The organism is Caulobacter sp. FWC26 (assembly GCF_002742645.2).
Taxonomy (GTDB): domain Bacteria; phylum Pseudomonadota; class Alphaproteobacteria; order Caulobacterales; family Caulobacteraceae; genus Caulobacter.
In genome coordinates this window covers 3951953-3968447 of the sequence record NZ_CP033875.1, presented here as the reverse complement: position 1 = coordinate 3968447, position 16495 = coordinate 3951953, and the positions used below count along the sequence as shown (strand labels likewise).

At 67.9% G+C, this 16495-nt stretch carries 17 protein-coding genes and 2 pseudogenes; 10 read left to right on the top strand and 9 right to left on the bottom strand.

Translation table 11 applies throughout. The features are described from left to right. The first annotated feature begins 33 nt into the window (after positions 1-33). Entirely contained in the window at positions 34-675 is a 642-nt protein-coding gene (locus CSW63_RS20490; RefSeq protein ID WP_062098230.1) for a hypothetical protein, read from the top strand. Between the two features lie 33 nt (positions 676-708). On the opposite strand, the gene CSW63_RS20485 is transcribed toward CSW63_RS20490, so the two are convergent. The 3 genes from CSW63_RS20485 to CSW63_RS20475 form a co-directional block, all read right to left on the bottom strand. Next, positions 709-1716, bottom strand: coding sequence for a tetratricopeptide repeat protein (locus CSW63_RS20485; RefSeq protein WP_168193748.1), 1008 nt, complete (start codon positions 1714-1716; stop codon positions 709-711). Positions 1717-1856: 140 nt separating this feature from the next. Beyond that, on the bottom strand, positions 1857-2255 hold the full coding sequence (locus tag CSW63_RS20480) for a hypothetical protein (protein WP_062098226.1): 399 nt from the start codon (positions 2253-2255) through the stop codon (positions 1857-1859). Between the two features lie 3 nt (positions 2256-2258). Beyond that, positions 2259-2630: a DUF4870 family protein gene (locus tag CSW63_RS20475; protein ID WP_168193704.1), complete on the bottom strand. Its 372-nt coding sequence runs from the start codon at positions 2628-2630 to the stop codon at positions 2259-2261. A 234-nt stretch (positions 2631-2864) separates the two neighbouring features. On the opposite strand from CSW63_RS20475, the gene CSW63_RS20465 reads away from it, so the two are divergent. Then, positions 2865-3401, top strand: coding sequence for a fasciclin domain-containing protein (locus CSW63_RS20465; RefSeq protein WP_062098220.1), 537 nt, complete (start codon positions 2865-2867; stop codon positions 3399-3401). Positions 3402-3465: 64 nt separating this feature from the next. On the opposite strand, the gene CSW63_RS20460 is transcribed toward CSW63_RS20465, so the two are convergent. Genes CSW63_RS20460 through CSW63_RS20445 form a run of 4 tightly spaced genes read right to left on the bottom strand, consistent with a single transcriptional unit; the run spans position 3466 to position 5302 of the window. Then, on the bottom strand, positions 3466-4017 hold the full coding sequence (locus CSW63_RS20460) for a hypothetical protein (protein WP_062098218.1): 552 nt from the start codon (positions 4015-4017) through the stop codon (positions 3466-3468). Beyond that, positions 4014-4418, bottom strand: a complete 405-nt coding sequence (gene folB, locus CSW63_RS20455; protein WP_168193703.1) for a dihydroneopterin aldolase — start codon at positions 4416-4418, stop codon at positions 4014-4016. The genes CSW63_RS20460 and folB overlap by 4 nt, the downstream gene beginning before the upstream one ends. A gap of 49 nt (positions 4419-4467) precedes the next feature. Further along, entirely contained in the window at positions 4468-5220 is a 753-nt protein-coding gene (locus CSW63_RS20450) for an SDR family oxidoreductase (protein ID WP_062098216.1), read from the bottom strand. A gap of 1 nt (position 5221) precedes the next feature. Continuing rightward, positions 5222-5302 carry a hypothetical protein gene (locus tag CSW63_RS20445; RefSeq protein WP_127847018.1) on the bottom strand — a complete coding sequence of 27 codons (81 nt, stop codon included), beginning with the start codon at positions 5300-5302 and terminating at the stop codon, positions 5222-5224. Between the two features lie 234 nt (positions 5303-5536). Here CSW63_RS20445 and CSW63_RS20440 point away from each other — a divergent pair, with 234 nt between their 5' ends. The 5 genes and pseudogenes from CSW63_RS20440 to CSW63_RS23940 form a co-directional block, all read left to right on the top strand. Further along, positions 5537-6007: an NUDIX domain-containing protein gene (locus CSW63_RS20440; RefSeq protein WP_062098214.1), complete on the top strand. Its 471-nt coding sequence runs from the start codon at positions 5537-5539 to the stop codon at positions 6005-6007. Positions 6008-6260: 253 nt separating this feature from the next. Then, positions 6261-7700 (top strand): aldehyde dehydrogenase family protein, encoded by a 1440-nt coding sequence (locus CSW63_RS20435; protein WP_062098212.1) that lies wholly within the window; start codon positions 6261-6263, stop codon positions 7698-7700. A gap of 112 nt (positions 7701-7812) precedes the next feature. After that, positions 7813-8790 (top strand): DUF2971 domain-containing protein, encoded by a 978-nt coding sequence (locus tag CSW63_RS20430; protein WP_082749652.1) that lies wholly within the window; start codon positions 7813-7815, stop codon positions 8788-8790. A gap of 371 nt (positions 8791-9161) precedes the next feature. Then, complete coding sequence (locus CSW63_RS20425) at positions 9162-9509, top strand: endonuclease domain-containing protein (protein ID WP_062095826.1); 348 nt, start codon at positions 9162-9164, stop codon at positions 9507-9509. Positions 9510-9665: 156 nt separating this feature from the next. Continuing rightward, a pseudogene (locus tag CSW63_RS23940) lies at positions 9666-9878 on the top strand (hypothetical protein); the annotation flags it as partial. Here CSW63_RS23940 and CSW63_RS23935 read toward each other — a convergent pair. After that, positions 9870-10241 (bottom strand): annotated as a pseudogene (locus CSW63_RS23935) (hypothetical protein); the annotation flags it as partial. The pseudogenes CSW63_RS23940 and CSW63_RS23935 sit on opposite strands and share 9 nt — an antisense overlap. Between CSW63_RS23935 and CSW63_RS20415 the strand changes: the two are divergent. The 3 genes from CSW63_RS20415 (at position 10240) to CSW63_RS20405 (ending at position 14047) form a co-directional block, all read left to right on the top strand. Continuing rightward, complete coding sequence (locus CSW63_RS20415) at positions 10240-11772, top strand: class I SAM-dependent methyltransferase (protein WP_082749282.1); 1533 nt, start codon at positions 10240-10242, stop codon at positions 11770-11772. The pseudogene CSW63_RS23935 and the gene CSW63_RS20415 sit on opposite strands and share 2 nt — an antisense overlap. A gap of 43 nt (positions 11773-11815) precedes the next feature. Further along, positions 11816-12091 carry a hypothetical protein gene (locus CSW63_RS20410; protein ID WP_062093388.1) on the top strand — a complete coding sequence of 92 codons (276 nt, stop codon included), beginning with the start codon at positions 11816-11818 and terminating at the stop codon, positions 12089-12091. Positions 12092-12181: 90 nt separating this feature from the next. Further along, positions 12182-14047 carry an AMP-binding protein gene (locus CSW63_RS20405; protein ID WP_062093387.1) on the top strand — a complete coding sequence of 622 codons (1866 nt, stop codon included), beginning with the start codon at positions 12182-12184 and terminating at the stop codon, positions 14045-14047. A gap of 4 nt (positions 14048-14051) precedes the next feature. On the opposite strand, the gene CSW63_RS20400 is transcribed toward CSW63_RS20405, so the two are convergent. After that, positions 14052-16469 (bottom strand): M28 family metallopeptidase, encoded by a 2418-nt coding sequence (locus tag CSW63_RS20400; protein ID WP_099503023.1) that lies wholly within the window; start codon positions 16467-16469, stop codon positions 14052-14054. Positions 16470-16495 lie beyond the last annotated feature (26 nt).

The window sequence follows — 16495 nt, the reverse complement described above, 5'->3', positions numbered from 1 at the left end:
CGTTGGTCCTCCGGCATTGCTGGAGGAAACCCCATGCGTATCGCAACGATCGCCATCCTTGTCGGAGGCCTGAGCGCCGCGGGCGCTGTCCTGGCCGGCGGCGTCGCTGCGCCATCGGTGAAGCCGGCCGCTGCGGCGACCCTGCGCAGCGTCGCCAGCTTTGACGCGATCAAGGACCCGGCCGCCCGCTCGCTCGCTCTGTTCGAGGAGGCTGGCAAGGTGATCCAGAGCCCCCGGTGCCTGAATTGTCACCCCGCCGAACGGTCGCCCACTCAGGGTGATGACCTGCATCCGCACAATCCGCCCATGGCCGCCGGCGACAGCGGCCATGGGCCGGCGGGCCTGCCCTGCCTGTCGTGTCACACCGCCGCCAACGTCCCGACCTGGGGCGAGCGCATCAAGAGCATTCCAGGCGATCCGAAGTGGGCGCTGGCGCCGGCTGAAATGGCTTGGCAGGGCAAGTCGCTCGGAGCCATCTGCGCCCAGATCAAGAACCCCGCCACCAATGGTGGCAAGACCCTGCCCGAGATTCATCACCACATGGCTGAGGATCATCTCGTGGGGTGGGGGTGGAACCCCGGCGTGGGGCGGACGCCGGCGCCAGGCACGCAGGCTCAGTTCGGCGCGCTGATCAAGGCGTGGATCGACACGGGCGCGAAGTGCCCGAAGGCCTGAGGAGGCCGGTGGCTCCCTGCGCGGGCCGCGTCGTCAGCTTGAAATCTTGGCTTCCAGTTCGTTGAGCCGCGCGCGGGTCGAGGCAAGGTCCGGTCCGAACCGCGCCGGGTCGGCGGCGGCCAGGCGGCCGGCGATATCATAGCTTTCGCGATAGAGGTCCAGGGCGCGCATGCGGTGGCCGCGGTCCTCGCGCAGATCGGCCAGGCGCTCCAGATTCACCGACAGGGCGCGTTGCGCGTTGGCGTCGTGCGCCTCGCTGCCACCCCGCGAGCGGCGCAGGGCCAGGGCCTCTTCGAAGGCCGACAACGCGGCGTCGAGGCGCCCCTCGGCCTCGGCCACGTCACCCACGCCTGACAGCGCGCCGGCCAGGAGGTCGGTGCTGGCGTCGTTGGGACGCGCCTGGCGGACTTGGCGCGCGTAGGCCACGGCCGTTTCATAGGCTTCGGCCGCCTCATCGAGTTGGCCCTGAGCGCGGGCGAAGTCGCCCAGGTCGCGGTGAACGATCGCCAGTTCTTCGTCGGTATGCGCCGCGCGCTTCATGGACGCGAGCAGACGGGCGCATTCCGCCCAAGAGTCCTCGCGGCTCAGGCCGACCAGGCGCGCCCGTATTTCGGCGAAGGTGTTGGCTGATGGCTGGGGCGGCGGCGGCGCGGCCGGCGGCGCGGCCGGCGCGCGAGGCGGCGCCACTGGCATGATGGGCGTCGCCAGCGGCTCGGCGGCGGCGGGTGACGGCTCGGAGACTGGCGCTGCGACCGCAGCGGCGACCGGCGCGGTCGCAGGCGACAGATCCAGGCCCAGCAGGGCCGGCGCGGTCTTGCGCGTCTTGCGCTTGGGACGGGGAAGCAGGGCGGCGACGATGAGCACCCCGCCCACGATCGTCGCCGCCGCGCCGACAGCGGGCCGATGCGGTTCAGACGGACCAAGGTCGAGGTTCGTGGCCCATGTCCCCAGCGAGCCCCAGCCCGCCACCACATACCCCGACGACGCCAGGATCAGCCCCAAGATGATCCCAACCAGTCGCGCCAACATCGCGTCCCCCAGACGTACGCCCACTATGGGCGTCCCACCGCCGAGCCGCACTAGTCATCCGACGGCCCCGATCCCGTCGAGCCGTCTCAACCGGCAGGGGAAGGGGGCCGCGCGAATGATCCCGTGGCGGGCGCCGGGCGTAAGGAGCGCCTCTAAATCAACCAGGTGCGCGGGCGCGGGTGCGCCTCGCCGCGGGTGAGATAGTAGATTCCCATCACGCAGCGAACCACGAACCAGACGCCCACAGCGCCCATGATCGCGATTCCCGCCATCAGCACCGGAATGCCCACCAGGATCAGGCTCAGCGGCGCGCCGAAGATGGTCATCATCAGGCCGATCAGGAACCAGGCGATGGCCAGCCAGAAGGTCCGGATCGCGAAGGTGTAGTGCGAGGCGTTGATGGGTCCTGCGGCGTCGCGGTTCACATAGGCCACGATCAGACCCACGAAGAAGGTGAGGCCGTTGGTGAAGCCCAGCAGATAGAGGCCGTACACGACGGCGGGCAGGATCTTGTCTTCCTCGGCGCGAGGGGCGACGGCGGCGTCGGTCATGGCTTAGAGCATCCAGTTCTTGGGCGTGGGGTAGGGTTGGCCCTTCAGCAGGTGCGAAAGGCCGACAATAGCGCGGACGATGACCCAGAGGCCGACCGCGACCAGCATCACGACACCCACGCCGACCGCGGTCAGCAGCAGCGAGACCGCGCTGAACAGCAGCGCCAGCCAGAAGGTTCGGATCTGGAATTCGTAGTGGCTGGCCAGCCAGTCAGGCGCGTCCTTGCGGCTGATATAGGCCAGGATGGCCGCGATCAGGCTGGTGAAGCCGCCGGTCACGGCGCCGGCGATGTGCAGCGCGTAGATCGCGATCGGCAGGGCCTTGTCGTCCTGCAGCTTGGGCGGGACGGCGGTGTCGGGAGTGGGGTCGGTCACGGTTGAGCCTGGGATAACATCGTCATCCAGATCGTCGCGCCGATCGGGCTCTGATGCAAATGAAGGTGGCGTCATGAAGGCGATGTCACGTTCGGCGCGCTCCTTGAACCCTACAAAAAAGTCATCTCGCAGAATCGATCCGGCACGGAGCGGGGGCCGTAACTCTGATCAGACCGCGCGCCGTCGACCTCTTCAGTTCCCCCAACCCGAAGACTTGATGGAAGGTTTCAAGACATGATGCGTTCGATGCAACGCCGGGCCGCCGTTCTGGCCCTGGCCGCCGCCGCCGTGGCCGGTCCCGCCCTCGCCGATCACCACGGCGCCAAGCCGAACATCGTCGGCGTGGCCGCCGGCAATGCGGACTTCTCGACCCTGGTGACCGCCGTGAAGGCCGCCGACCTGGTCGGCACCCTGTCGGGCGCTGGTCCGTTCACGGTCTTCGCCCCGACCAACGCCGCCTTCGCCAAGCTGCCGCCCGGCACGGTGCAGACGCTGGTGAAGCCTGAGAACAAGGCCACCCTGACCAAGATCCTGACCTGCCACGTCGTGGCCGGCAAGGTGACGGCCGCGACTCTGACCGACGCGATCCAGAAGCACGGCGGCAGCTACACGATCAACACGGTCGGCGGCTGCCAGTTCAAGGCTGCGGTCGTCGGCGGCAAGGTCGTGATCACCGACGAAAAGGGCGGCAAGAGCGCCGTCACCGCCACCGACGTCGCCGCAAGCAACGGCGTCATCCACGTCATCGACAGCGTGCTGATGCCGCGCTGATAGACCCTTTCAGGTCTCCCAGAAGGGGCGCTCCGGCCGCAAGGTCGGGGCGCTCTTCGCATTTTCAGGGCAGAAGATCGGCGGGCGGATCGCGCGGATCGAAGTCCGCCGGACGCGCCAGCCAGGGCAGGGCGGCGAACATCAGGATCAGGACGAAGGCCATCCGCGCGGCCATGTCGACGCCGACGCCGACCATGCCGGCGGTCAACGAGAACAAAAGCGTGGCGGCCGCGCCGAGGGCCAAGAGACCCATGACGAAGGTCAGCGCCGTCCTGGCCTCCAGCCGCGCGAGGCCGAACTTCGCGCGCGGCGACAGGTCCGCGCCCACGGCCGCGATGGCGCGGGCCAGGATCGAAAACGCGGCCAGGCGATCCTCGAACCGTCCGGGGCCCACAAAGCTCTGCGAGGGGATCAGCAGCCGGTGGCGGCCGAACACCACCAGCAGCACCCGCCGACGCCCGTCCGGCGCCAGCGACAGGCTGTAACGGCTCAGTCCCGACAGCGGAAAGCGGCGCTGCAGCTTGCCGCGCGTCTCGATCAGCGTCCCGGCCTCCAGGGTCCAGACCGTTTCGGGCTGGAACGGGGCGAGCCGGGCGCTGAAGGTGATCGCGGTCACGCGCGGACGGCGGTGATCTCGACGCCGGCGGCGGCGGCGTGCGGGGCCAGGGCCAGGGGCTTTTCGACCCGCACGCGGGCGCGGGTGACGCGGGGATCGGCGAAACAGGCCTGGGCCAGGCGTTCGGCGAAGGTCTCGACCAGGTCGATATGGCCCTCAGCCACGATGGCGCGGGCGGCCTCGCCGATGGTCTCGTAGTTCACGGTGTCGCCCAGGCGCTCGCAGTGGCTGGCGGCCACGTCCAGTTCGACATCGACCACCAGCGGCTGCAGGCGGCCATGCTCGTGGTCATAGACGCCGATCTGGGCGTCGACCTTGAGGCCGCGCACGAAGACCTTGGTCACGATGATGCGGGCGATGTCGGCGGCGGGCGCGGGGTCGGCGAGGGGCGAAGCGGCCAAGGCGCGGCCTTTCTTTCAACTGGGTCGAGCCTGTTGTTCCAGACAGGCTCTAGGGAGCAACAATATCCGGCGTCTTCCAGCCCAGATGCTGGCCGCCGTCTACGGCGATCATCTGTCCCGTGACCGAGGATGCGTCAATCAGATAGCGCAGGGCGGCGGCGACCTCTTCGGGGCTGGCGCGTCGCTGCAACAGCACCCCGGCCGCCTCGGCCTCGAACTCGCCCGGCGCCTGGTGCACTGAGGGCAGGGTCGGGCCCGGCCCGATGGCGTTGACGCGGATGCGCGGCGCCAGGGCCTGGGCCAGGGTCTGGGTGGCCCACCACAGGCCCGCCTTGCTAAGCGTGTAGCTGAAGAACTGCGGATTGGGCCGCCAGACCCGCTGGTCGATCAGGTTGACCACGAGGCCGTGACGATCGTCTGGCAGGGCCCCGGCCATCGCCTCGGCCAGCACGATCGGCGCGCGCAGATTGGTCTCGAGGTGGCGGTCCCAGGTGGCCCGCGACAGGCCGCCGACGCGGTCGTCCTCGAAGGCCGAGGCGTTGTTGATCAGCAGGGTGAGCGGACCCAGCGGCGCGGCCTGGGCCACCAGGCTGCGGGTCTGATCCTCGTCCGCCAGGTCGGCGCGGACAAGCCGGGCGCGGCGGCCGAGGTCCTCGACGGCGCGCGCGGTCGCTTCGGCCTCGTCGGCCGAGGCGCGGTAGTGGATGGCGACGTCGTAGCCGGCGCGCGCGGCCTCAAGAGCCAGGACCTGGCCGATCCGGCGTCCCGCGCCGGTGACCAGAGCCGCGCCGCGCGAGGTCATCTTAGTCGATGCGGCCGAACTCGGTCAGGTTCAGGCCCATGATGACGAGCAGGAAGAGAGCGATGACACCGATCGCGATCATGGCGCGGCTCCGAAAAGAGAAAGTGGTCGTCTGGGCTTTAGCGGCGCAGGTCGCTGTTCGCAAGCACGGGCGGTCGCGTATTTCTCCCCGGTGTCATCCCGGCCGTAGCGTAAAGCGCGGACCGCCGGGACCCAGGGGGCGACAGAGCGCCGCGCGGGCCGCCCCTGGGTCCCGGACAGCCTCTCCGAGGCTTCCGGGATGACACGCGGTCTGAGGCAGGATTTAAACCTCCCCATGCTCTGGCGCCGCCGTATCGAACCGTTCACCCGCCCCCTGGTCTATGCTTGGTTCCGCCTGGCGCGGGGCCTGACGCTGGGGGTGCGGGCGGTGGTCACCGACGAGGCCGGCAAGGTGCTGCTGATCCAGCACACCTACATCAAGGGCTGGTACCTGCCCGGCGGCGGGGTCGAGCGCGGCGAGACCGCCGAGACCGCCGTGATCCGCGAGCTGGCCGAGGAGGCCGGGGTCCGCGCCCTGTCGCGCCCGCGCCTGGTGTCCGCCCATAGCAACGAGGTGCTGCACCCCGGCGACCACGTGCTGCTCTACCGGATCGAGACCTGGGAGCCCTGCCTGTCCGATGCGGCGGGCGAGATCCACGCGGTCGGCTGGTTTGATCCCCACGACCTGCCCGACGAGACCACCCGCGCGACCCGCAAGCGCATCGCCGAGGCGCTGCATGGGGACGAGACCGATCCGATGTGGTGACCCTTCATGTCATCCCGGCCGAACCCCGGCGAAAGCCGGGGGCAGAGCCGGGACCCAGGGGCGGCCTGCACGGCGCTGACGCATCCCCTGGGTCCCGGATAACGCCTGCGGCGTTTCAGGGATGACACGAATTATAGAGCGTCGATCGAACTGCGCCCCTTCCCACCTGAACGCCGATCACATTAAATGGCTGTTTGAAACCGTCCGCCGCGTCTCCCAACTAAGAGCGGACCCACAGGGCAGGAGCGAAGGCATGCGCGAGTACACGAAATTCTATATCGACGGCGCCTGGGTCGACCCGGCCCAGCCCAAGACGCTGGACGTCATCAACCCGGCCACCGAAGAGGTTTGCGGCGTCATCTCGATGGGCTCGGAAGCCGACGTCGACAAGGCCGTCCGCGCCGCCCGCAAGGCCTTCGCCAGCTTCAGCCAGACCAGCCGCGAAGAGCGCATCGACATTCTCGAGCGCATCATCGCCGAGTACCAGAAGCGCTTCGAGGACATGGCCAAGGCGATCACCGAGGAGATGGGCGCCCCCGCCTGGCTGGCCCAGCGCGCCCAGGCCGCCATGGGCATCGGCCACGTCCAGACCGCCGCCGCCGTGCTCAAGAATTACAAGTTCGAGGAAGACCGCGGCACGACCCGCATCGTCAAGGAGCCGATCGGCGTCTGCGCCTTCATCACGCCGTGGAACTGGCCGGTGAACCAGATCGCCTGCAAGGTCGGCCCGGCCATCGCCACCGGCTGCACCATGGTGCTGAAGCCCTCGGAAATCGCCCCGTTCAGCGGCTATATCTGGACCGAGATCCTGCACGCCGCCGGCGTTCCGGCCGGGGTGTTCAACCTTGTGAACGGTGACGGCCCCACGGTCGGCGCGGCGATGTCCACCCATCCGGAAGTCGACATGGTCTCGTTCACCGGCTCGACCCGCGCGGGCATCGAGGTGGCCAAGAACGCCGCCCCCACCGTCAAGCGCGTCCACCAGGAGCTGGGCGGCAAGAGCCCCAACATCATCCTCGACGACGCCGACTTCCAGAAGGCCGTCGCCGGCGGCGTCGCCTCGGTGATGCTGAACTCGGGCCAGTCGTGCAACGCTCCGACGCGGATGCTGGTGCCCGGCCAGCGCATGGACGAGGTCATCGCCATCGCCAAGGCCGCCGCCGAGGCGCACACGGTCGGCGACCCGAACGGCAACCACAAGATGGGCCCGGTGGTCTCCGAGACCCAGTGGAACAAGATCCAGGGCCTGATCCAGAAAGGCATCGACGAGGGCGCCACCCTGGTCACCGGCGGCGTGGGCCGTCCGGAGGGACTGGACAAGGGCTATTACGTGAAGCCCACCGTCTTCGCCAACGTCACCAACGACATGACCATCGCCAAGGAAGAGATCTTCGGCCCGGTCGTCTCGATCCTGGGCTACGACACGGTCGATGAAGCCGTCACGGTCGGCAACGACACCGAATACGGCCTGGCGGCCTATGTCTCGGGCGGCGACCAGGACGCGGTCCGCAAGGTGGCCAGCCAACTGCGCGCCGGCCAGGTCAACCTCAACGGCGCCAGCCCCGACCTGATGGCCCCGTTCGGCGGCTACAAGATGAGCGGCAACGGCCGCGAGTGGGGCGACCACGCGTTCGGCGAGTTCCTGGAGACCAAGGCGATCCTCGGCTACTCGGCGAAGGTGGCGGCGGAGTAGGGGGCTTCGGCTTCTACTGAGCTAGACGGAGAGGGCGGGGCCGAGAGGCTCCGCCTTTTTTGTTTGCTGAAGAATCTTCCGCTCGCACAGATTCGGGCGTTAAATTCCAAATATGGAAAATGAGATTGATCGGCGTGCATTAGAAAATGCAGTTGAGAAAGTATTTTTCTCTGATGCTGGAGAGAAATTGCTTTCTCTAAGCAATTCTGGCGGAAGGTTTGTTCATTATACCTCGGCCGAGGTTGCGATTAGCATCATCCAAAATAAAGAGATTTGGATGAGAAATGCGAAAACTATGAACGACTTTTCGGAAGTCGAGCATGGAATATCTTGCATCGTGGGTGCCTGGCATTCGGATGTGGGAGTGAATTTTAGGCAGAAAATAGACTCCATTCACCCTGGGACGTGTGAAGCTGCGGCGAAGCTTTTTGAGTCTTGGAAAAACGAATTTCTCTACGGCACGTACTTGACTTGTGTTTCGGAGCACCCTCCGGGCGAGGATGATTATGGCCGACTTTCCATGTGGCGAGCATACGGCGGTAGAAGTGGCGTAGCATTGGTGCTGAATTCCACACCATTTTCTGCAGAAACTAACGAACTGGCGGCCTATTCCGTGCCTGTGTTCTATGGCGGCACAGAAGAATATATAATCAGACTGGAGAGTATATATAAATCTCTCGAGGAAGAATTCGATAATATAAAGCTCTTAAATGAGGAATCGCTCCGCGAGAATATATTCCAGATGCTGAGATTTTCAGTTCTTTCTACGAAGCATCCAGCGTTCAAGGAAGAAAGGGAGTGGAGGGTTATCTACTCTCCAAATATGGAGCCATCTCCAGTCATTCGCCCGGAGGTGAAAGTTGTTCGCGGTATACCGCAAATAGTTCAGGTAATACCTTTGAGAGATGACCCGGCCAATGGGCTTGTAGGAGCTGATATACCGAGTTTAATCCACCGCGTGATCATTGGTCCTACGGAGGATTTGCCCGCCGTGTACGGCGCTTTCGTTGAGGTGTTAAGGGCGGCTAACGTCGAAGACCCTGCTTCTAGGATTAGACTTTCGAAGATACCCCTACGTCACCAAACCTGACTAGGTGACGCGAGCGGGACGCAGTCGGACCCAACCTTACATCTCTTGGAGGCAGCAGCGTGCCGGACTGACCAGGTCCGTCAAGGCTCGCGCACACCCTCTCCCATGGGGAGAGGGCCGGGGAGAGGGGGTAAGCCGTCCGCCGGAGCGCCGGCAGGGCGTTGTAATCCCTCTCCCTCCCATCCCGACTTTCGTCGGGACGGGCCCCGCCCTCTCCCGCCCGGAGAGGGATCACTGTGGGCCGGCAGGGCTTTGAAACCCCTCTCCCGACCGCTTCGCGGCCACCCTCTCCCTCTGGGAGAGGGAACGCGACACGAAAACACTGATTCCTCTTGTTGAGTGCGCCCAAGGGTTGAGCTCATGCTCTCGCCATGGACGCCACCGCCACCGCCCGTCGCCTGCGACAATCCCAGACCCTGGCCGAGAAGATCCTATGGGGACTGGTCCGGGCGCACCGGCTGGGCGGGTTCAAGTTCAGGCGACAGGTTCCCATCGGCGGCTATTTCGCCGACTTTGTCTGTGAACAGGCCCGGCTGATCGTCGAGCTGGACGGCGCGGCGCATGAGGGGCGCGAGGATTACGACGCCCGCCGTACTGAGGCTCTGGAGCGGTTCGGCTACGCCGTCTTGCGGTTTCACAACACGCGGGTGCTGGCCGATCCCGGCGGGACCGCCGACGACATTCTCGCGGCGCTGCGGCGCGCACGGCCGGGGCTTTGAAACCCCTCTCCCGACCGCTTCGCGGCCACCCTCTCCCTCTGGGAGAGGGAATTGGGCGCGATGAACGCTCGGAATTGGCGGGGTGGAAGTTAACGAAATCAATTGCTTCTCACTTTTACGCCCAGACTTGTCCCCGGCGTTGAGACCCGCCCCATACTGGTCTCACCTCGTCGCGAGGAAAGGGCGCATGGCCAGCGACCATCGTGGCGGCGGGGGGCGGTCGAGCGGGGACAGGTTCGAGGGGGATACTCGAACGGTCCGGGGACCTGATGCTGGTCAGGCCCGCCCGCCGTCGGCGTGGTCGAGGGAAAGGGTTCGTCCCTCTTCGATCACCGGGCGCTGCCGGAAACGGAAGCGCCCGGGTCCCGACAAGGCCCGAACAGGGCCACCTTCCCGGGACGCTGGCGGATAACGATCGCGCGGAGCGTCGGCTTCGTCGAAACGGTAACAACACAACAGAACTCCGGACGAATGTCCGGCGCTCCGCGTCCCTTTCCAGACCTTCAGCGAGTGATCGCGTGAAGCCGATGAAACACGTCCCCTCCGTTGGCGGATGGGGAGGGGTAGGGGTGGGGTGAACACAGCGTCAAATGCCGCGCACCGCCGCTACCTCAGCAGTCACCCCATCCCCGGCCCTTCCCCATCGAGGGGAAGGGAGAAACAACGCGGCCGCCCCTTGCCGCCGCCGCTGGCCCGGCCCACCGTTCGGGCACGACTCGGGGGAGCACGCATGAACGAGGACTGGAGCGCCGGCTATGTGGTCGAGACCGGCTACACCTATGGCTGCTATCCCGAGCTGAACCCGGTGCGGGCGGCCCTGCCGCTGCTGACCAAGGGCTTCCGGGCGCCCAAGATCGAGACGGCCTGCGAGCTGGGCTTCGGTCAGGGCTGTTCGGCGGCGGTGCACGCGGCCACCCAGCCCGACATCGAATGGTGGGGCTGCGACTTCGCTCCGGCCCAGGCGGTCTTCGCCCGCGACCTGGTGGCCGCCAGCGGCGCGCGGGCCAACTTCTTCGACGACGCCTTCGACGAGTTCGCCGGGCGGCCGGGCCTGCCGGAGTTCGACTTCGTGGCGCTGCACGGGGTGTGGAGCTGGGTCAACGACGCCGCCCGCGACAAGATCGTCGCCTTCCTGCGCCGGCGGCTGAAGCCCGGGGGCCTGGTCTATATCTCCTACAACACCCAGCCGGGCTGGGCGGTGGCCGGGCCGCTGCGCCACCTGATGAAGCGCCACGCCGAGACCCTGGGCGCGCCGGGCCTGGGCCCCGCCGCCAACCTCGACGCGGCCCTGTCGACCATGCAGCGGTTCTTCGCCCTGGACCCGGTCTATTCGCGGATCAATTCGGGGGTGATTGATCGCCTGGAAGCGGTGATGCGCCAGGACCGCGCCTATCTGGTCCACGAATACATGAACCGCGACTGGGTGCCGATGTGGTTCGCCGAGGTCGAGGCGCGGCTGTCCTCGGCAAAGCTGTCGTTCGCCGCCTCGGCCTATGCCTCCGACCATGTGGACGAGCTGAATCTGTCGCCCGACATGATCGGCTTCCTGCGCGAGGTGCCCGATCCGTCGCTGCGCGAGACCTTCCGCGACTTTGCGGTGCAGGCGCAGTTTCGCCGCGACTACTGGCTGCGCGGGGCCTCGATGCTGGCCGCCGCCGACCAGCGCCGGGCGATCCGCGACCAGCGCGTGGCCCTGGCCCGTCCGGCGGCGGAGTGGCCCGACAAGGCGCGCGGGACCTATGCCGAGATGGTCATGGGCGGTCCGGCCCACGAAGCGATCCGCGATCTCCTGGCCGACGGCCAGCCCCGCACGATCGGCGACCTGGAGGCCGCGCTGCCGCCGGGCTCGACCCTGCCACAGCTGACCACGGCGCTGATCCTCTTGATGAGCCAGGGCGCGGTGCAGCCGGCCCAATCGGCGGAGACGACGGTCCGCGCGATGGGAACCGCCCGCAGCCTGAACCGCGAGCTGGCGCGCCGCGCGGCCGAGGCGAGCGATCTGGGCTTTCTGGCCGCGCCGGCGACCGGCGGCTCGGTCAGCGCCTCGCGCTTCCACCAGATGTTCTGGCTGGCCATGCAGGAAGGCGGTGGTCCGCGGGAGTGGGCCGGTTTCGCCGCCAATCTGCTGGCGCAGCAGGGTCAGGCTCTTGTGGTTGACGGCGCGCCGGTGGGCGGCGAGGCGGCGATGGCGGCGCTGCACAGCCAGGCCGTCGGCTTTGCGGACACCGTGCTGCCCTGTTGGCGAGGCCTCGGTATCGCGTGATCGCCGCGCCCCCTCGGACAAAGCGCCGCATGGCGCAGCCTGGGTGGCGACTGTCATCGTTCTCGTGGTCTCCTCTGAGTCGGAGACGCAATCGCGAGCGAGCAAGATGGCTGGCGTGGACGTGGGTAGCGTTGAACTGCACTTCACCTGCCCGCGCTGCGGCGGTCAGGCGCCGGCCCGCATCGCGGCGGTGCGGATGCTGCCGGTTATCGACTGTGACTGCGGCGAGCGGTTCGGCGTCGACCTCGCGACCTTCGCCGCCCAGGTCACTGCGGCCGAGGCCGCAGCCCGCGCAGCGCGGCGACGACCGCGCGCCTGAAGGGCGGTTTCTCAACATCAACCTTGCCGAGCGGCGGGGTTCAGTTAACGTCCCTCCCAACAGAACAACGATAACTTAGGGAGTGAGACCATGACGCCGCCCGATGGCGCGTCGCCTCCACGCGACGTCTCCACAGCTCCGTTCAAGCCGTTGGCCATGAAAGGCCCCGAGGTGTCGGTCGAGCGCCGACCGGACGGCTCGATCGTCATCACCTCCAACCATGCGCCCGGCGAGGGCCCGCGCTCGATCGCTCACCTGATTGCCGCCAAGGCCGCCGAGCATCCCGATCGGCCCTACCTGAAACAGCGCGAACCCAACCACGGCCCCTGGCGCGGCGTCACCTATGGCGAGGCGTTGCGGGCGGTCGAAGGGATCGCCCAATGGCTGATCGATCAGAAACTCGGCTCCCATGACAGCGTCATGATCCTGTCGGGCAATTCGATCGAGCACGCCCTGACGACGCTGGGCGCCTATACGGCTGGCGTGCCCGCTGCGCCGATCAGTCCGGCCTACAGCCTGATTTCGACCGACCACGCCAAGCTCAAGCACTGCTTTGAGAAGGTGGCGCCGCGCGTCGTCTTCGCCCAGAGCGGGGCGATGTTCGCCGGCGCCCTGGCGACGCTGAAAGCGCTGGATCCCAGCCTTGCGGTGATCACCGCTGATGGCGCAGGCGAGGGGGCGATCGCCTTTTCCGAGGTCGCCGGGACTGTCCCGACGGCGGCGGTGGCCACGGCCCGCGAGACCGTCGGTCCCGAGACGGTGGCCAAGTATCTGTTCACCTCGGGCTCCACGGGCCTGCCCAAGGCCGTGCCCCAAACCCACGGCATGATGGCGGGCGTGATCGCCGGCCAGGAGGGCCTGCGCACCGATGTTCCCACCGACGAAGTTCCCCAGAGCCTGGAATGGATGCCCTGGAGCCATATCTCGGCGGGCAATATCGGCTTCAACGCCGTGATCTGGGGCGGCGGCACCTTGCATATCGACGAGGGCAAGCCGCTGCCGGGGATGTTCGAGACGACGATCAAGAACCTCTACGAGGTCTCGCCGATCGTGTTCGGCTCGGCCCCGATCGCCTTTTCGATGCTGGCCGAGGCGATGGAGAACGACCCGGCGCTGCGGCGCTCATTCTTCAAGAACCTGCGCTACATGGGCTATGGCGGCGCGACGCTGAGCAATGACGTCTATGAGCGGATCCAGGCCCTGGCCGTCGCCGAGACCGGGCATCGCATCCCGCTGACCACCATGTACGGCGCGACCGAGACCCAAGGCATCACCGTCACCCACTGGATCACCGAGCGGGTCGGGCTGGTCGGCCTGCCGCTGCCGGGAATCCAGCTGAAACTGGCGCCCAGCGGTTCGAAGTACGAGGTCCGGGTCAAGGGCCCGACCGTGGCGGCCGGCTATCACAAGGATCCCGAACGCACGGCGGCCGCCTTCGACGAAGAGGGCTTCTACAAGCTGGGCGACGCAGCGCGGTTCGTCGATCCGGAGGACCCGGCCAAGGGGCTGGTCTTCGACGGCCGGGTGACCGAGGACTTCAAGCTCGACAGCGGCACCTGGGTCAGCGTCGGGGTATTGCGCCCCGACCTGGTGGCCGCCTGCAGTCCCTACATCCACGACGCGGTGATCACTGGTCAGGACAAGGCGTTCATCGGCGCGATGCTGTGGCCCTCGCCGACTGGACTGGCGGCGCTGGTGGCCGATCCGGGGCCGGGGACGCCGCTGGAAAAGCTGGTGGCGATCCTCAAGGACCGGCTGGCGGCGTTCAACGCGGGCGCGGGCGGTTCCTCGCGGCGGGTGGCCCGCTTCACCCTGCTGACCGAGCCGCCGTCGATCGACGCGGGCGAGATCACCGACAAGGGCTACGTCAACCAGCGCTGCGTGCTGGAGCGCCGCGCCGATCGGGTGGAAGCACTCTACGCCAAGGCCCCGGGCGAGGGGGTCTTCACCGTCTAGAGGATCACCAAGACAGGCCGCTGCGCACCAGAACGGCGGTCTTGTCCGACATGCCAAAGGCCATCAGGTCCGCCGGCTTGGGCGGCGGGGCCTTGGCCAGGGCGGGCCAACCGTCGTGGTGCTCCAGCGCGGCGACCTCGACCTGACCGGAGCCGGCGGTCGTGAAGCTCAGCGTGATCCCGTTCGGATCGGGCGCGTGATAGGTCAGGCTCGACCAATCGCCGGCCTTGGTCACCAGGGTGATCGGCCGCCCGTTGAGGCGCGGCTGGCTGAGCGGAGCGCTGGGGCGAAGGCGGATCGTCACCTGCTCGGCGCCCGGCGCGGGGATCAGCCGGACCAGAAGACGATCCTCGGCGCGGTTGACGGTCAACTGAGGGCTGGCGACGGGAACGACGCGGGTCTCGGACATCCAGACGGGCTCGCGCCAGAATGGGGCCAGAGCCTGCTGGCGCGGCTCCGCCCCGCCGTCGTCGGGCAGGGTGGCGCGGGTCCAGGCGTCGAGCCGCTTAAGGTCCGCGACCCGCCAGGCCTTGCCGCTCGACAGGTCGGCGACGTGCAGGGCCTGGGTGATCGCCGGACGGCCCGGCTCGCCGCCGAGGCGCGCGGCGTTGCCGACCAAGACCGCGCCGACCAGCGCCATGACGCCCGCAGCGCGCCAGGCCCAGCGGGTCGCGGCGAAGTCGTGGGCCAGCGGCGACAGCGCCGGGGCGGCCAGCATCGCGAAAACCGCCAGCACGGCCGGCTCCATCAGACCGACACCGGCGAAGGTCCAGGCCCCCCAGGCGGCCAGTTGCGCCGTCGACAGCACTGCGAGAAGGCCGACCACGGCGGTCAGCGCCATGGCGACCCGCTTGTCCCGCGTGCCGCCGACGCCGATCACCAGCGCCGCTCCAACGGCGGCGATCAGCAGCGGCCAGGTCAGCATCACCGTCGCGCCGGGCGCCATGACCTGAGCGGCGACCGCCAGCAGCAGCACCACGATCATGCCGCCGATCCACGCGCCCAGCACCTCGGTGCGGAAGCCCAGCGCCAGCGCGGCCAGCACGCAGGCCGCCAGTCCAAGGCCAAGGCCCACGGGATCGAAGCCGCCGATCAGGCTGCATGCGCCGCCCAGGATCAGCGCGGCGATGCACGGAATGATCCGCCGAGCGCCTCGCGCCTGGGCCGTGGCGACGCCCAGTCCGGTCGCCGCCGCCAGCAGCCCCGCGCCCCAGAGCAGGAAGTCGAAGCGGGTCAGCAGCCCGTAATAGCGCTGAGCGCCGTCGATCATCAGGAGGCGCCCGACCAGGTGGAGCACCAGGGCCGCGCTGAGGGCGGTCAGCAGCAGTCCCGCCGCGCCGCGCGCGATCTCCCAACCGGTCGCGCCGCGTCCCGCCAGCGCGCGCCAGGCCGAGAAGCCGACCAGGGCGGCGGCGATCGCCAGCAGCGCCCACCCCACCACCGTCGGGTAGCGGATCATGAACAGGCCCAGGACGTCGGAATAGATAGCGTTCTCAGTCTTGGTTGGCAGGGCCGGCGCATTGGCCAGGGCCAGCACCGTGGGCAGCACCTGATCGCCCATGTGTTGCAGGCTGCCGCGTTGCAGATGGTCTGGCCGAGCAAGCGGCGTGTGATAGGCGAGCTGATTGTCGATGAAGGCCAGGTTCAGGCCCGGCAGGCCCTTGTTCACCGCGTGGGTGAAATCGGTGTCGTTGGGCATCTTCTCGTAGACGGTGGAGGCCATCGAGTTGCCGGATGGTCCCTTCGCCTCGCGGGCGAACAGGCCGATCAGCGCGCCATTGCCGGGGCCGGTCTGGAACATCGCCGCCCGTCCCGCGTCGCCTCGCGCCTCCATGTTCACCACCAGGCCGACGCGCGACAGACTGGGGTCGCGAGAGAAGAAGGCGTCCGCGCCCAGCAGGCCCGCTTCCTCGGCGTCGGTAAACAGGAAGATCACGTCGCGGGCGTGCGGCCCGCTGGCCTTCAGGGCACGGGCGATCTCCAGGGCGGCGGCTGTTCCCGAGGCGTCGTCGGCGGCGCCCGGCGAGTTATGCACCGAGTCATAATGGCTCATGACGAGGATCGCCGGCAGGGCGCGATCGCGGCCCGGCAGGACGCCGACCAAGTTCTGCACCGCCGCCACGCCCAGCGCCCGCCCGTCCCGCCCGTAAGGACGGAAGCCCTCGCCGGGGCGGACCGACACCTCCAGGCGCAGATCGTTGATCCGTCCCAGCAGATAGTCTCGAACCCTGACGATCTCGGCGGAGCCTGTTGGGTGCGGCCTTTGGGCGATCGCCGCGATGTCGGCCATGGCGCGGTCGGCGGAGAAAGCGGTCGCGGGCGCACTGACGGGAACCGGCGCGGGCGGGCGCTGGCTCAGCGCGCCGAGGGCAAGGCCCAGCGCCAGACAGATCCAGAATCCGAGGAAGCGAACGGTCTTCATCGGCGTGTCTCCGCGCCCGAAAGCGA

Coding starts and splice junctions, on each gene's coding strand:
- CSW63_RS20490 (WP_062098230.1), top strand. CDS start 34: ATGCGTATCGCAACGATCGCCATCCTTGTCGGAGGCCTGAGCGCCGCG.
- CSW63_RS20480 (WP_062098226.1), bottom strand. CDS start 2,255: ATGACCGACGCCGCCGTCGCCCCTCGCGCCGAGGAAGACAAGATCCTG.
- CSW63_RS20465 (WP_062098220.1), top strand. CDS start 2,865: ATGATGCGTTCGATGCAACGCCGGGCCGCCGTTCTGGCCCTGGCCGCC.
- CSW63_RS20450 (WP_062098216.1), bottom strand. CDS start 5,220: ATGACCTCGCGCGGCGCGGCTCTGGTCACCGGCGCGGGACGCCGGATC.
- CSW63_RS20445 (WP_127847018.1), bottom strand. CDS start 5,302: ATGATCGCGATCGGTGTCATCGCTCTCTTCCTGCTCGTCATCATGGGC.
- CSW63_RS20440 (WP_062098214.1), top strand. CDS start 5,537: ATGCTCTGGCGCCGCCGTATCGAACCGTTCACCCGCCCCCTGGTCTAT.
- CSW63_RS20435 (WP_062098212.1), top strand. CDS start 6,261: ATGCGCGAGTACACGAAATTCTATATCGACGGCGCCTGGGTCGACCCG.
- CSW63_RS20430 (WP_082749652.1), top strand. CDS start 7,813: ATGGAAAATGAGATTGATCGGCGTGCATTAGAAAATGCAGTTGAGAAA.
- CSW63_RS20425 (WP_062095826.1), top strand. CDS start 9,162: ATGGACGCCACCGCCACCGCCCGTCGCCTGCGACAATCCCAGACCCTG.
- CSW63_RS20415 (WP_082749282.1), top strand. CDS start 10,240: ATGAACGAGGACTGGAGCGCCGGCTATGTGGTCGAGACCGGCTACACC.
- CSW63_RS20405 (WP_062093387.1), top strand. CDS start 12,182: ATGACGCCGCCCGATGGCGCGTCGCCTCCACGCGACGTCTCCACAGCT.
- CSW63_RS20400 (WP_099503023.1), bottom strand. CDS start 16,469: ATGAAGACCGTTCGCTTCCTCGGATTCTGGATCTGTCTGGCGCTGGGC.